This window comes from Cupriavidus sp. 94F1 (assembly GCF_057798875.1).
The window spans coordinates 1-13,786 of record NZ_JBYOJT010000013.1 but is presented as its reverse complement, the minus strand read 5'-3'; the positions used below and the strand labels follow the sequence as shown (position 1 = coordinate 13,786).

Sequence of the window (13,786 nt, the reverse complement as noted above, 5' to 3'; positions counted from 1 at the left end):
GCGAGGATCGCGATCAGACTGCGTCGCCGTCGCCCTCGGTGGCTTGCACCACCGGCGGCTCGATGAAGAGCGATTGCTCTTCGTCGCTGATCGCCTGGGCGCGTTCGCGCTCGGCTGCCTCGCGTGCCTTGCGGGCACGGTGGTAGGCCAGGCCAGTACCGGCCGGGATCAGACGACCCACGATCACGTTTTCCTTCAGACCACGCAGGTCGTCGGTCTTGCCCATGATCGCGGCTTCGGTCAGCACGCGCGTCGTTTCCTGGAACGATGCCGCCGAGATGAAGCTGTCGGTCGACAGCGACGCCTTGGTAATACCCAGCAGCAGGTTCTCGTGGATGGCCGGACGCTTGCCTTCGGCGATCACGCGATCGTTTTCGTCCAGCAGTTCCGAACGCTCCACCTGTTCACCCGGGATGAACTTGGTATCGCCCACGTCCTGGATCTGCACGCGGCGCAGCATCTGACGAACAATCACTTCGATGTGCTTGTCGTTGATCTTCACGCCCTGCAGACGGTACACGTCCTGCACTTCGTCCACGATGTAGTGCGCCAGCTCTTCGATGCCCTTCAGGCGCAGGATGTCGTGCGGGTCCGCCGGACCTTCCACGATCATTTCGCCCTTGTTCACCACCTGGCCGTCGTGCACCAGCACCTGCTTTTCCTTCGCGATCAGGAACTCGTGGGCGTTGCCGTCCAGGTCCGTGATCACCAGGCGCTGCTTGCCCTTCGTGTCCTTGCCGAACGACACCGTACCGGTGACTTCCGCCAGCACGGCGGCGTCCTTCGGCGAACGGGCTTCGAACAGCTCGGCCACTCGCGGCAGACCACCGGTAATGTCACGGGTCTTCTGCGATTCGGTCGGGATACGTGCCAGCACTTCACCCACGTGCACCTGCTGACCATCCTTCACGGTAATCAGCGCGCCCACCTGGAAGCCGATGGTCACGGAGTGGTCCGTGCCCGGAATCTTGACTTCCTGGTTGTTCGCGTCGAGCAGCTTCACCTGCGGGCGCAGGCCCTTGGTGGCAGCCGTACGGCGCTTGGCGTCGATCACCACGAGGGTCGACAGGCCCGTGACTTCGTCCATCTGCTTGGCAACGGTCACGCCTTCTTCCACGTTCTCGAACTTGATCGTGCCCGAGTATTCGGAAACGATCGGACGAGTCAGTGCGTCCCACGTGGCCAGCTGCGTACCGGCCTTGATGGCCTGGCCGTCCTGCACCAGCAGCGTGGCGCCGTACGGGATCTTGTGGCGCTCGCGCTCGCGGCCGTGGTCGTCCGTGATCAGTGCCTCGCCCGAACGCGAGATCACGATCAGTTCGCCCTTGGCGTTCGTCACGTAGCGCATGGTCGCCGTGAAGCGCACCGTACCGGTGGCCTTGGCTTCCACGCTCGATGCCACTGCCGCACGCGATGCCGCACCACCGATGTGGAACGTACGCATGGTCAGCTGGGTACCCGGCTCGCCAATCGACTGTGCAGCGATCACGCCCACCGCTTCGCCCGAGTTCACCAGCACGCCGCGGCCGAGGTCGCGGCCGTAGCACTTGGCGCACAGGCCGTAGCGCGTGTCGCACGACAGCGGCGTGCGGACCTTGACTTCGTCCACGCCGATGTTGTCGATCAGCTCGACCAGGTCTTCGTCCAGCAGCGTGCCGTTTTCGATCGCGGTTTCCTGGGTTTCAGGATTCACCACGTCGCCCACCGTCACACGGCCCAGAATACGGTCGCGCAGGGCTTCGATCACTTCACCGCCTTCGACCAGGGCCTTCATGGCCACGCCGTTGGTCGTGCCGCAATCGTCTTCCACCACGACCAGATCCTGCGTCACATCGACCAGACGACGGGTCAGGTAACCCGAGTTTGCGGTCTTCAGTGCCGTATCGGCCAGGCCCTTACGCGCGCCGTGGGTCGAGATGAAGTACTGCAGAACGTTCAGGCCTTCACGGAAGTTCGCCGTAATCGGCGTTTCAATGATCGAGCCATCCGGCTTGGCCATCAGGCCACGCATACCGGCCAGCTGACGAATCTGGGCCGCGCTACCGCGAGCACCCGAGTCCGCCATCATGTAGATCGAGTTGAACGATTCCTGCTTGACGGTATTGCCGTTCCGATCGACCGTATCTTCGTGCTGGAGCTGCTCCATCATCGCCTTGCCCACCTGGTCGCCAGCGGCGCCCCAGATGTCCACGACGTTGTTGTAACGCTCCTGGTCCGTCACCAGACCCGACATGTACTGCTTGTCGTATTCCTTCACCTTGGCGGCCGCGTCGGAGATGATCTTCTCCTTCTGCGGCGGCACCAGCATGTCGTCGATGGCGATCGAGATACCGGCGCGCGTTGCCAGGCGGAAGCCCGACTGCAGCAGCTTGTCGGCGAAGATCACGGTCTCGCGCAGACCGCACTTGCGGAATGCCGTGTTGATCAGGCGCGAGATTTCCTTCTTCTTCAGGGGCTTGTTCAGCACCGAGAACGGCAGGCCTTTCGGCAGGATCTCGGACAGGATCGCGCGGCCGACCGTGGTGGCCTGCAGCGTGATCTTGGGTGCGAAACGTGCGTCGCCGTCGGCGTCCTTGTTCACCACTTCATACTCGGTGATACGGACGTTCACGCGCGATGCGAGCTCGACTTCCTTGTTTTCGTAGGCACGGATGACTTCGCTGATGTCAGCAAACGTCATGCCTTCGCCCTTGCCGTTGATCTTGTCGCGGGTCGTGTAGTACAGACCCAGCACAACGTCCTGCGACGGCACGATCGACGGATCGCCGTTGGCCGGGAACAGCACGTTGTTCGACGCCAGCATCAGCGTGCGGGCTTCCATCTGGGCTTCCAGCGACAGCGGCACGTGAACGGCCATCTGGTCACCGTCGAAGTCGGCGTTGAATGCCGCGCAGACCAGCGGGTGCAGCTGGATGGCCTTGCCTTCGATCAGCACCGGCTCGAACGCCTGGATACCCAGGCGGTGCAGCGTCGGCGCGCGGTTCAGCATCACCGGGTGCTCGCGGATCACCTCTTCGAGGATGTCCCACACCACCGGCGTCTGGCTTTCCACTTCCTTCTTCGCCGCCTTGATGGTGGTGGCGATGCCCATCGTTTCCAGCTTGTGGAAGATGAACGGCTTGAACAGCTCCAGCGCCATCAGCTTGGGCAGACCGCACTGATGCAGCTTCAGCGTCGGGCCCACCACGATGACCGAACGGCCAGAGTAGTCCACGCGCTTGCCCAGCAGGTTCTGACGGAAACGACCGCCCTTACCCTTGATCATCTCGGCCAGCGACTTCAGCGGACGCTTGTTGGCGCCCGTCATGGCCTTGCCGCGACGGCCGTTGTCCAGCAGCGAGTCGACGGCTTCCTGCAGCATGCGCTTTTCGTTGCGCACGATGATTTCAGGGGCCTTCAGCTCCAGCAGGCGCTTCAGACGGTTGTTACGGTTGATGACGCGGCGATACAGGTCGTTCAGGTCCGACGTGGCGAAACGGCCACCATCGAGCGGCACCAGCGGACGCAGTTCCGGCGGCAGCACCGGCAGCACTTCCAGGATCATCCACTCGGGCTTGATGCCCGAACGCTGGAACGCCTCCAGCACCTTCAGGCGCTTGGCGAACTTCTTGATCTTGGCTTCGGAACCGGTGGCCTGCAGCTCGGCGCGGATCTGTTCGATCTGCTTCTCGATGTCGATGCCGCGCAGCAGTTCACGGATGCCCTCGGCACCCATCATGGCCACGAACTCGCCCTCGCCGTACTCGTCGCACTTGGCCAGGTAGTCGTCTTCCGACATGATCTGGCTCTTCTTGAGCGGGGTCATGCCGGGTTCCAGCACCACGAACGCTTCGAAGTACAGCACGCGCTCGATGTCGCGCAGCGTCATGTCGAGCACCATGCCCAGACGCGACGGCAGCGACTTCAGGAACCAGATGTGCGCGGTCGGCGCGGCCAGTTCGATGTGGCCCATGCGCTCGCGGCGCACCTTGGCCAGCGTCACTTCGACACCGCACTTCTCGCAGATCACGCCACGGTGCTTCAGGCGCTTGTACTTGCCGCACAGGCACTCGTAGTCCTTGATCGGGCCAAAGATCTTGGCGCAGAACAGACCATCGCGTTCCGGCTTGAACGTACGGTAGTTGATCGTTTCCGGCTTCTTCACTTCGCCGTACGACCACGAACGGATCTTCTCCGGCGAGGCCAGACCGATCTTGATCGCGTCGAACTGCTCTTCCTGCTGAACCTGCTTAAAGAGATCGAGCAATGCTTTCATTGCAACTCCTTGTTTCGCCGCCGGTCCGGAGTCTGTCCGGAGCAGCGGCATTCAATCCTGTGGGAAACCTGCGCTGGTGGGTGCCCGCCGTGGCCGGCACCCGCATCAATCGGCGAATCAGTAGCGATCCAGATCGATGTCGATACCCAGCGAGCGGATTTCCTTCACCAGCACGTTGAACGATTCCGGCATGCCGGCATCGATCGAGTGCTCGCCCTTGACGATGTTTTCGTACACCTTGGTACGGCCGTTCACGTCATCGGACTTGACCGTCAGCATTTCCTGCAGCACGTACGATGCGCCGTAGGCTTCCAGTGCCCACACTTCCATCTCACCGAAACGCTGGCCACCGAACTGGGCCTTACCGCCCAGCGGCTGCTGCGTCACCAGCGAGTACGGGCCGGTGGAACGGGCGTGCATCTTGTCGTCCACCAGGTGATGCAGCTTCAGCATGTGCATCACACCCAGCGTGACCGGACGCTCGAACGCTTCGCCGGTGCGGCCGTCGTACAGCGTGACCTGCTGCTTCGATGCCGTGAGGCCCTTCTCCCGGGCGATCTCGTCCGGGTAGGCCAGGTCGAGCATGCGGCGGATTTCGGCTTCGTGCGCACCATCGAACACCGGCGTGGCGAACGGCACACCCTTCTTCAGGTTGCCTGCCAGCTCCAGCACTTCGGCATCGCTCAGGCTGTCCAGGTCTTCCGCCTTGCCGCTCTCGTTGTAGATCTGCGCGAGCAGCGGACGGAGTTCCTGCGCCTTGGCCGACGCCTTGAGCATGTCGCCGATGCGCTGGCCCAGACCGCGCGCGGCCCAGCCCAGGTGGGTTTCCAGAATCTGGCCCACGTTCATCCGCGACGGCACGCCCAGCGGGTTCAGCACGATGTCCGCCGGCGTACCGTCGGCCATGTACGGCATGTCTTCGATCGGGACGATCTTCGACACGACACCCTTGTTACCGTGACGGCCGGCCATCTTGTCGCCCGGCTGCAGGCGGCGCTTGACGGCCAGATACACCTTGACCATCTTGATCACGCCCGGCGGCAGTTCGTCGCCCTGCGTCAGCTTCTTGCGCTTCTCTTCGAAGGCCAGGTCGAACTCGTGACGCTTCTGCTCGATGGCTTCCTTCACGGCTTCCAGCTGGGCAGCCACTTCCTCGTCGGCCGGACGGATGTCGAACCAGTGGTACTTGTCCAGGTCGGCCAGGTACTCGCGGGTCAGCTTGGCGCCCTTGGCCAGCTTCTTCGGACCGCCGTTGACGGTCTTGTCGAGCAGCAGGCGCTCCAGACGCTGGAAGGCATCGCCTTCCACGATACGCAGCTGGTCGTTCAGGTCCAGGCGGTAACGCTTCAGTTCGTCGTCGATGATCGACTGGGCGCGCTTGTCGCGCGTCACGCCTTCACGCGTGAAGACCTGCACGTCGATCACGATACCGCTCATGCCCGACGGCACGCGCAGCGACGTGTCCTTCACGTCCGAAGCCTTCTCGCCGAAGATTGCGCGCAGCAGCTTCTCTTCCGGCGTCAGCTGGGTCTCGCCCTTCGGCGTGACCTTGCCCACCAGCACGTCGCCGGCTTCCACTTCGGCGCCGATGTACGTGATGCCCGACTCGTCCAGACGCGCCAGTTGCGCTTCGGCCAGGTTCGAGATGTCGCGCGTGATTTCTTCGGGTCCCAGCTTCGTGTCGCGGGCCACGACCGACAGTTCCTCGATGTGGATCGAGGTGTAGCGGTCTTCGGCAACCACACGCTCCGAGATCAGGATCGAATCCTCGAAGTTGTAGCCGTTCCACGGCATGAACGCCACCAGCATGTTCTGGCCCAGTGCCAGCTCGCCCAGGTCGGTCGAGGCGCCGTCAGCGATCACGTCGCCGCGGGCAACGATATCGCCAACCTTCACCATCGGACGCTGGTTGATGTTGGTGTTCTGGTTCGAACGCGTGTACTTGATCAGGTTGTAGATGTCCACGCCAACTTCGCCGGCCACGGCTTCGTCGTCGTTCACACGAATCACCACACGCATGGCGTCGACGTAGTCCACCACGCCGCCACGCATCGCCTGCACGGCCGTACCCGAGTCAACGGCCACGGTGCGCTCGATGCCGGTACCCACCAGCGGCTTGTCCGGACGCAGGCAAGGCACGGCCTGACGCTGCATGTTCGCGCCCATCAGTGCACGGTTCGCGTCATCGTGTTCCAGGAACGGCACTAGCGATGCGGCGGCCGACACGATCTGCGACGGCGCCACGTCGATGTACTGCACGCGGTCCGGCGTGACCATACGCGTTTCACGCTCGGAACCTTCACGTGCCGACACCAGTTCGTCGGTCAGGTTGCCGTCGGCGTCAACGGTCGCGTTGGCCTGCGCCACCACGTACTTGCCTTCCTCGATGGCCGACAGGTAATCCACCTGGTCGGTCAGCTTGCTGTTTTCCACCTTGCGGTACGGCGTTTCCAGGAAGCCGTATTCGTTCAGGCGGGCATACAGTGCCAGCGAGTTGATCAGACCGATGTTCGGGCCTTCCGGCGTTTCGATCGGGCACACGCGGCCATAGTGGGTCGGGTGCACGTCACGGACTTCAAAGCCGGCGCGCTCGCGCGTCAGACCGCCCGGGCCAAGGGCCGAAACACGGCGCTTGTGGGTGATTTCCGACAGCGGGTTGGTCTGGTCCATGAACTGCGACAGCTGCGACGAACCGAAGAACTCGCGAATCGCCGACGAAATCGGCTTCGAGTTGATCAGGTCGTGCGGCATCAGGTTCTCGGTCTCGGCCTGGCCCAGACGTTCCTTGACGGCACGCTCCACGCGCGACAGGCCGGCGCGGAACTGGTTCTCGGCCAGCTCGCCGACGCAACGCACGCGACGATTGCCCAGGTGGTCGATATCATCGACTTCGCCCTTGCCGTTACGCAGGTTCACCAGGATCTTGATCGTCTCGAGGATGTCCTCGTCCTGCAGCACCATGCTGCCCTCGCCGCTCGGGCGCGACAGACGGCTGTTGACCTTCATGCGGCCAACGCGCGACAGGTCGTACGACTCTTCGCTGTAGAACAGGCGCTGGAACAGGGCTTCCACGGCGTCCTCGGTGGGCGGCTCGCCCGGACGCATCATGCGGTAGATGGCAATACGCGCGGCCGTCTGGTCGGCGGTATCGTCCACGCGCAGCGTCTGCGAGATGTACGGACCCTGGTCGAGATCGTTCGTGTACAGCGTCTGGATCTGCTTGACACCGGCTTCGCGCAGGTTTTCCAGCAGCGTCTCGGTCAGCTCGTCGTTGGCGTTGGCAATCACCTCGCCGGTATCCGGGTCGATGATGTTCTTGGCCAGCACGCGGCCCAGCAGGTAGTCCTCGGGCACGCTGATCAGCTTGGTGCCGGCGGAATCCAGGTCACGGATGTGCTTGGCGTTGATACGCTTGTCCTTCTCCACGACGACGCGGCCGTTCTTGTCGGCGATGTCGAAGCGCGCGACTTCACCGCGCAGACGCTCGGGCACGAATTCGAGTTGCGCGCCTTCGCCCTGCAGCGTGAAGTTGTCGAACACGAAGAAGTGCGCCAGGATCTGTTCCGGCGTCAGGCCGATCGACTTCAGCAGGATCGTCACCGGCATCTTGCGGCGGCGGTCGACGCGGAAGTACAGGATGTCTTTCGGATCGAATTCGAAGTCGAGCCACGAGCCACGGTACGGGATGATCCGCGCCGAGAACAGCAGCTTGCCCGAGCTGTGCGTCTTGCCCTTGTCGTGCTCGAAGAACACGCCAGGCGAGCGGTGCAGCTGGCTAACGATGACACGCTCGGTGCCGTTAATCACGAAAGAACCGGTCGACGTCATGAGCGGAATTTCGCCCATGTAGACTTCCTGCTCCTTCACTTCCTTCACCTTGCCCGGATTTTCGCGATCGTTGATGATCAGGCGAACCTTGGCGCGCAGCGCCGAGTGGAACGTCAGGCCACGCTGCTGGCATTCCTTGACGTCGAACGGCGGGTTGGACAGGTGATACGAGACAAACTCCATACGGGCAAGCCCGTTATGGGAGGAGATTGGGAAAATCGCGTTGAAAGCGGCCTGCAGACCCTCGCTTTTGCGACGCGCGGTCGGCGTTTCCGCTTGCAAGAACTGGGTGTAGGATTCAATCTGTGTGGCAAGCAGGAATGGAACCTGATGAACCGTCGCGCGCTTCGCAAAGGATTTGCGAATGCGCTTCTTTTCGGTGAAGCTGTACGCCATGGGATCTCCGAATCATCGCAGGGCTGGCTGGACCTGGCCGGCACCTGAGGTGTTCAGCGACTGGGAGGGGATTTGGCGGTTGGCCGCTACCAACCTCTGGCTGACGGTGCCCGCACGCTGCGGACGGTGTGGTCATTGCACGGCGCAATGCCTGCACACGTCCGGGGGACACCCGACCAAACTTGTCTTCTGCAGTCGGTTCAGAAGACAAACATCAGCAACCACCTAGTGTGCCACTGATGTTTGGCTTCTGCTGAGGCAGCGATGGATTATCGCCTGCCAAGCATAGCTTAATTCACATTTCACCCATCCGGGCCGGTTTGCGCCGCTTCTCGGGTGACGGATCGAACACCTCCGCAGAAGCGCAAAAAGGCTGGCGCCGGGAATTTCCCTTTGCCAGCCCCTGCCGCGTGCCACAGAGGCACGCGCGGTACCACTTACTTGACGTCGACCTTGGCGCCGGCGTCTTCCAGCTTCTTCTTGGCTTCGTCGGCAGCGGCCTTGTCCACGCCTTCCTTCACGGGCTTCGGTGCGCCATCGACCAGGTCCTTGGCTTCCTTCAGGCCCAGACCGGTGATTTCGCGCACGGCCTTGATCACGCCAACCTTGTTGGCGCCGACTTCGGCCAGGATCACGTTGAACTCGGTCTTTTCCTCAGCAGCGGCAGCACCGCCAGCGCCCGGGGCAGCAGCCACAGCCATGGCAGCAGCCGACACGCCAAACTTCTCTTCGAACGCCTTGACCAGGTCGTTCAGTTCCATCACGGACATCGCGCCAACGGCTTCCAGGATGTCGTCTTTAGTGATTGCCATTTGGATTACTCCTACTAGATTTGATTCGGGATCGGTATTGCGATCTGTCTATGCGGCAGCTCAGGCGGCCGGGGCTTCCGCTTCCGCGGGAGCGCCTTCGGCGTTCTTGGCAGCCAGTGCGGCCAGCAGGCGGGCGAAGCCCGACACCGGCGCCTGCATCACGCCAAGCAGCTGCGAGATCAGTTCTTCACGGCTCGGGATCGAAGCCAGGGCCTTCACGGCACCAGCGTCGAGCACCTTGCCGTCGTACGACCCAGCGCGCAGGACCAGCTTGTCGTTGGTCTTGGCAAAGTCGTTCAGAACCTTGGCCGAGGCCACTGCATCTTCGGAAATACCGTAGATCAGCGGACCGGTCATCTGCTCTGCGAGGGCTGCAAACGGCGTACCTTCGACGGCACGGCGCGCCAGCGTGTTCTTCAGAACGCGCAGGTACACGCCTTGCTGACGAGCGTTGGCACGCAGCTTGGTCAGATCGCCAACCGCAATGCCGCGATATTCGGCCACGACGATAGTCTGGGCCTTGGCGACTTGCGCCGAGACCTCAGCAACGACGGCCTTCTTATCTTCAATATTGAGTGGCACGGTTAAGCTCCAAAACGATGCGTATTCGACGGTTGCCCGCCAAACGGCGCATCAGTCCAAACGAACGGCGTCCGATTGGCCCGAATCCACCGGATTGCTCCGGCGTCATCAATCCCTTCGGGTGCGCCATCTGCGCTGGCGGGCCGGCTGCCATCGGGGCAAGCCCCGCATGTGCCGACCGATTAAGTCCACGCTGCCAGAGGCGGTGTGAACACCAGCGGTCTTTGATAACCAGCAGCACCTGCCGCGCGCCGTGCGCGCCGCTGATGCCACTGCCCAAAGCCTTGCGACGATCGCGGCACTGCCACGATCCTCAATTCCTGCCCTGGCCGGTGTTATCGGGATCCGGTCAGAGGATTGCCGTCAGCTCAGGCGGACAGCGAGGTCTGTTCGACGCGAACACCAACGCCCATCGTCGACGACACGGCCACCTTGCGCAGGTACACACCCTTGCTGGTTGCCGGCTTGGCCTTGACCAGGGCGTCCAGCAGGGCGCTCAGGTTGCTCTTCAGAGCGGCGTCGTCGAACGAACGGCGACCGATGGTGGCGTGGATGATACCGGCCTTGTCGACACGGAATTGCACCTGACCAGCCTTGGCGTTCTTCACGGCCTGGGCCACGTCCGGCGTCACGGTGCCAACCTTCGGGTTCGGCATCAGGCCGCGCGGGCCGAGGATCTGACCCAGCGTACCGACGATACGCATCGTGTCCGGCGAAGCGATCACGACGTCGAAGTTCAGGTTACCGGCCTTGACTTGCTCGGCCAGGTCTTCCATGCCGACCACTTCGGCGCCAGCAGCCTTGGCGGCCTCGGCCTTTTCGCCCTGGGCGAACACGGCCACACGGACGCTCTTGCCGGTACCAGCCGGCAGCACGACGGAACCACGAACAACCTGGTCCGACTTCTTGGCGTCGATGCCCAGTTGCACGGACACGTCGATCGACTCGTCGAACTTCGCCGAGGCGCAGCTCTTCACCAGGCCCAGGGCCTCGTCGATCGGGTAAAACTTGGTGCGCTCGATCTTCGCCTTGTTGGCGGCGACGCGCTTCGAAACCTTAGCCATTTACAGACCCTCCACGGTGATGCCCATCGAACGCGCCGAACCAGCGATCGTACGCACGGCGGCGTCGAGGTCGGCGGCGGTGAGGTCAGCGTTCTTGGCCTTGGCGATTTCTTCAGCCTGGGCGCGGGTAATCTTGCCAACCTTGTCGGTATGGGGCTTCGGCGAACCCTTGGTGATGCCTGCTGCCTTCTTGATCAGCACGGTCGCCGGGGGCGACTTCATCACGAACGTGAAGCTCTTGTCGGCGAAGGCGGTAATCACCACCGGCACCGGCAGACCGGGTTCCATACCCTGGGTCTGGGCGTTGAACGCCTTGCAGAACTCCATGATGTTCAGACCACGCTGACCCAGTGCGGGACCAACGGGCGGGGAGGGATTTGCCTTACCAGCCGGAATCTGCAGCTTGATAAAGCCAATGATCTTCTTGGCCATCTTTACTCCAATCCGGATCCGTTCCTGTTGCGGAAATCAGATCCTGTTGAGTCGTAACGCGCTATCGCCATGCCGGGGCAGGACCTCACGCTCCTCTTCGGGCCGGCCTTCCGGCCGCCCTATCCTTCCGCTGCCACCCTTGCGGGCCGCAGCGGAGAAAATCCTCAAACCTTTTCGACCTGGCCGAACTCGAGCTCGACCGGCGTTGCGCGTCCGAAGATCGTGACCGTCACGCGCAGGCGCGACTTTTCGTAGTTCACTTCTTCGACGTTGCCGTTGAAGTCGGTGAACGGGCCGTCCTTGACGCGCACCATTTCGCCCACTTCGAACAGCGTCTTGGGACGCGGCTTCTCGACCCCCTCCTGCATCTGGGTCATGATCTTGTCGACTTCCCGCTGGGAAATCGGGCTCGGACGGTTACGTGCACCGCCCACGAAGCCGGTCACCTTGCTGGTGTTCTTCACCAGGTGCCAGGTTTCGTCGGTCATTTCCATTTCCACCAGGACGTAGCCGGGGAAGAAACGACGCTCGGTCACCGACTTGTGACCGCCCTTGATTTCTACCACTTCTTCCGAAGGCACCAGGATGCGACCGAACTTGTCTTGCATCTCGGCGCGCTCGATGCGCTCCTGCAGCGCGCGCTGCACGCTCTTTTCCATGCCGGAGTAGGCGTGCACCACGTACCAGCGCTTCTTCGACGAAGGCGATTCTGCGGCCGTGGTTTCCTGCTGAGCGTTATCCGTCATGTGCTACCTCTTATTTCCAGCCCAGGACAAGGGAGAAGATCACCCACTCGATGAGCTTGTCGGCCGACCACAGGAACAGCGCCATGATCACCACAAAGGCAAACACGAGGCCCGTCATCTGACCGGCTTCCTTGCGCGTCGGCCAAACGACCTTGCGAACTTCCCGGTACGATTCACGTGCGAATCCCACAAAGTCCTTGCCCGGCGCGGAGACCAGCGCCACGACGACGCCCAGGGCGAGGCCGGCAAAAAGCGCGGCGCCACGTACGTACGACGGCTGCTGAGCCAGCGCGTAGAAACCGATGACTCCGGCAACCACCAGGAGCACCGCAGCGACGAGCATCCACTTGCCGCTCGAGGCGCCTACGGTTTCGACATTGGGATTAGCCATGTTTCGCAAACGAGACTAAGCCGCGTCACAAGTCTTACTCGCGACGCGGCTGATTGATTTGGCAGGGGCAGAGGGAATCGAACCCCCAACCTTCGGTTTTGGAGACCGACGCTCTGCCAGTTGAGCTATACCCCTAAAACAACTTTGGGGCCGGCTTCAAGCCAACCCCTCTGGCAAACGAACGCGACAGGTTGGTATCGCGCTCGCCAGTTCGACCAATTGCTTAGTCGAGGATCTTTGCCACAACGCCGGCGCCGACGGTACGGCCACCTTCGCGGATTGCGAAGCGCAGACCTTCTTCCATGGCGATCGGAGCGATCAGCTTGACGGTGATCGACACGTTGTCACCCGGCATGACCATTTCCTTGTCCTTCGGCAGCTCGATCGAGCCAGTCACGTCGGTCGTACGGAAGTAGAACTGCGGGCGGTAGTTGTTGAAGAACGGCGTGTGACGGCCACCTTCGTCCTTCGACAGGATGTAGACCTCACCCGTGAAGTGCGTGTGCGGCTTGATCGAGCCCGGCTTGCACAGGACTTGACCACGCTCCACGTCTTCGCGCTTCGTGCCGCGCAGCAGCAGACCCACGTTGTCGCCCGCTTGACCTTGGTCCAGCAGCTTGCGGAACATTTCCACGCCCGTGCAGGTCGTCTTCACCGTCGGGCGGATACCCACGATTTCGATTTCTTCACCGACCTTGACCACGCCACGCTCGATACGGCCGGTCACCACCGTGCCGCGACCCGAGATCGAGAACACGTCTTCCACCGGCATCAGGAACGTACCGTCGACGGCGCGCTCCGGCGTCGGGATGTACGAGTCCAGTGCGTCGGCCAGGTTCATGATGGCCACTTCGCCCAGCTCGCCCTTGTCGCCTTCCAGCGCCAGCTTGGCCGAACCCTTGATGATCGGGGTGTCGTCGCCCGGGAAGTCGTACTTCGACAGAAGTTCGCGCACTTCCATTTCCACCAGTTCCAGCAGCTCGGCGTCATCGACCATGTCGCACTTGTTCAGGAACACGATGATGTACGGCACGCCAACCTGACGGGCCAGCAGGATGTGCTCGCGCGTTTGCGGCATCGGGCCGTCGGCAGCCGAGCAAACCAGGATCGCGCCGTCCATCTGCGCGGCGCCCGTGATCATGTTCTTCACATAGTCAGCGTGGCCCGGGCAGTCAACGTGGGCGTAGTGGCGGTTGGCCGTCTCGTATTCCACGTGTGCGGTGTTGATCGTGATGCCGCGTGCCTTTTCTTCCGGCGCTGCGTCGATTTCGTCGTACTTC

9 protein-coding genes and 1 tRNA gene are annotated in these 13,786 nt (G+C 62.4%); all 10 read right to left on the bottom strand.

The features are described 5' to 3' along the window. Positions 1–13: 13 nt before the first annotated feature. Entirely contained in the window at positions 14–4,255 is a 4,242-nt protein-coding gene (rpoC, locus tag AC3FJ6_RS23575; RefSeq protein WP_092603747.1) for a DNA-directed RNA polymerase subunit beta', read from the bottom strand. Between the two features lie 117 nt (positions 4,256–4,372). After that, on the bottom strand, positions 4,373–8,479 hold the full coding sequence (rpoB, locus tag AC3FJ6_RS23570) for a DNA-directed RNA polymerase subunit beta (RefSeq protein ID WP_400392774.1): 4,107 nt from the start codon (positions 8,477–8,479) through the stop codon (positions 4,373–4,375). A gap of 437 nt (positions 8,480–8,916) precedes the next feature. Continuing rightward, positions 8,917–9,291: a 50S ribosomal protein L7/L12 gene (rplL, locus tag AC3FJ6_RS23565; protein WP_029051590.1), complete on the bottom strand. Its 375-nt coding sequence runs from the start codon at positions 9,289–9,291 to the stop codon at positions 8,917–8,919. A 60-nt stretch (positions 9,292–9,351) separates the two neighbouring features. After that, positions 9,352–9,873, bottom strand: a complete 522-nt coding sequence (rplJ, locus tag AC3FJ6_RS23560) for a 50S ribosomal protein L10 (RefSeq protein ID WP_029051589.1) — start codon at positions 9,871–9,873, stop codon at positions 9,352–9,354. 368 nt (positions 9,874–10,241) lie between these two features. Continuing rightward, positions 10,242–10,937, bottom strand: a complete 696-nt coding sequence (rplA, locus tag AC3FJ6_RS23555) for a 50S ribosomal protein L1 (protein ID WP_029051588.1) — start codon at positions 10,935–10,937, stop codon at positions 10,242–10,244. After that, entirely contained in the window at positions 10,938–11,369 is a 432-nt protein-coding gene (gene rplK, locus AC3FJ6_RS23550; protein WP_010810467.1) for a 50S ribosomal protein L11, read from the bottom strand. 164 nt (positions 11,370–11,533) lie between these two features. Beyond that, entirely contained in the window at positions 11,534–12,115 is a 582-nt protein-coding gene (gene nusG / locus AC3FJ6_RS23545; RefSeq protein WP_008649197.1) for a transcription termination/antitermination protein NusG, read from the bottom strand. A gap of 10 nt (positions 12,116–12,125) precedes the next feature. Continuing rightward, the gene (gene secE, locus AC3FJ6_RS23540) at positions 12,126–12,506 is read right to left on the bottom strand and encodes a preprotein translocase subunit SecE (protein ID WP_029051587.1); all 381 of its coding nucleotides are present in this window, start codon (positions 12,504–12,506) and stop codon (positions 12,126–12,128) included. 59 nt (positions 12,507–12,565) lie between these two features. After that, positions 12,566–12,641, bottom strand: a tRNA-Trp gene (locus AC3FJ6_RS23535). An 88-nt stretch (positions 12,642–12,729) separates the two neighbouring features. Next, the coding region (gene tuf / locus AC3FJ6_RS23530; RefSeq protein WP_488773987.1) for an elongation factor Tu at positions 12,730–13,786 on the bottom strand (1,057 nt) is incomplete at its 5' end.

Coding starts and splice junctions, on each gene's coding strand:
- rplA (WP_029051588.1), bottom strand. CDS start 10,937: ATGGCTAAGGTTTCGAAGCGCGTCGCCGCCAACAAGGCGAAGATCGAG.
- nusG (WP_008649197.1), bottom strand. CDS start 12,115: ATGACGGATAACGCTCAGCAGGAAACCACGGCCGCAGAATCGCCTTCG.
- rplL (WP_029051590.1), bottom strand. CDS start 9,291: ATGGCAATCACTAAAGACGACATCCTGGAAGCCGTTGGCGCGATGTCC.
- secE (WP_029051587.1), bottom strand. CDS start 12,506: ATGGCTAATCCCAATGTCGAAACCGTAGGCGCCTCGAGCGGCAAGTGG.
- rplK (WP_010810467.1), bottom strand. CDS start 11,369: ATGGCCAAGAAGATCATTGGCTTTATCAAGCTGCAGATTCCGGCTGGT.
- rpoB (WP_400392774.1), bottom strand. CDS start 8,479: ATGGCGTACAGCTTCACCGAAAAGAAGCGCATTCGCAAATCCTTTGCG.
- rpoC (WP_092603747.1), bottom strand. CDS start 4,255: ATGAAAGCATTGCTCGATCTCTTTAAGCAGGTTCAGCAGGAAGAGCAG.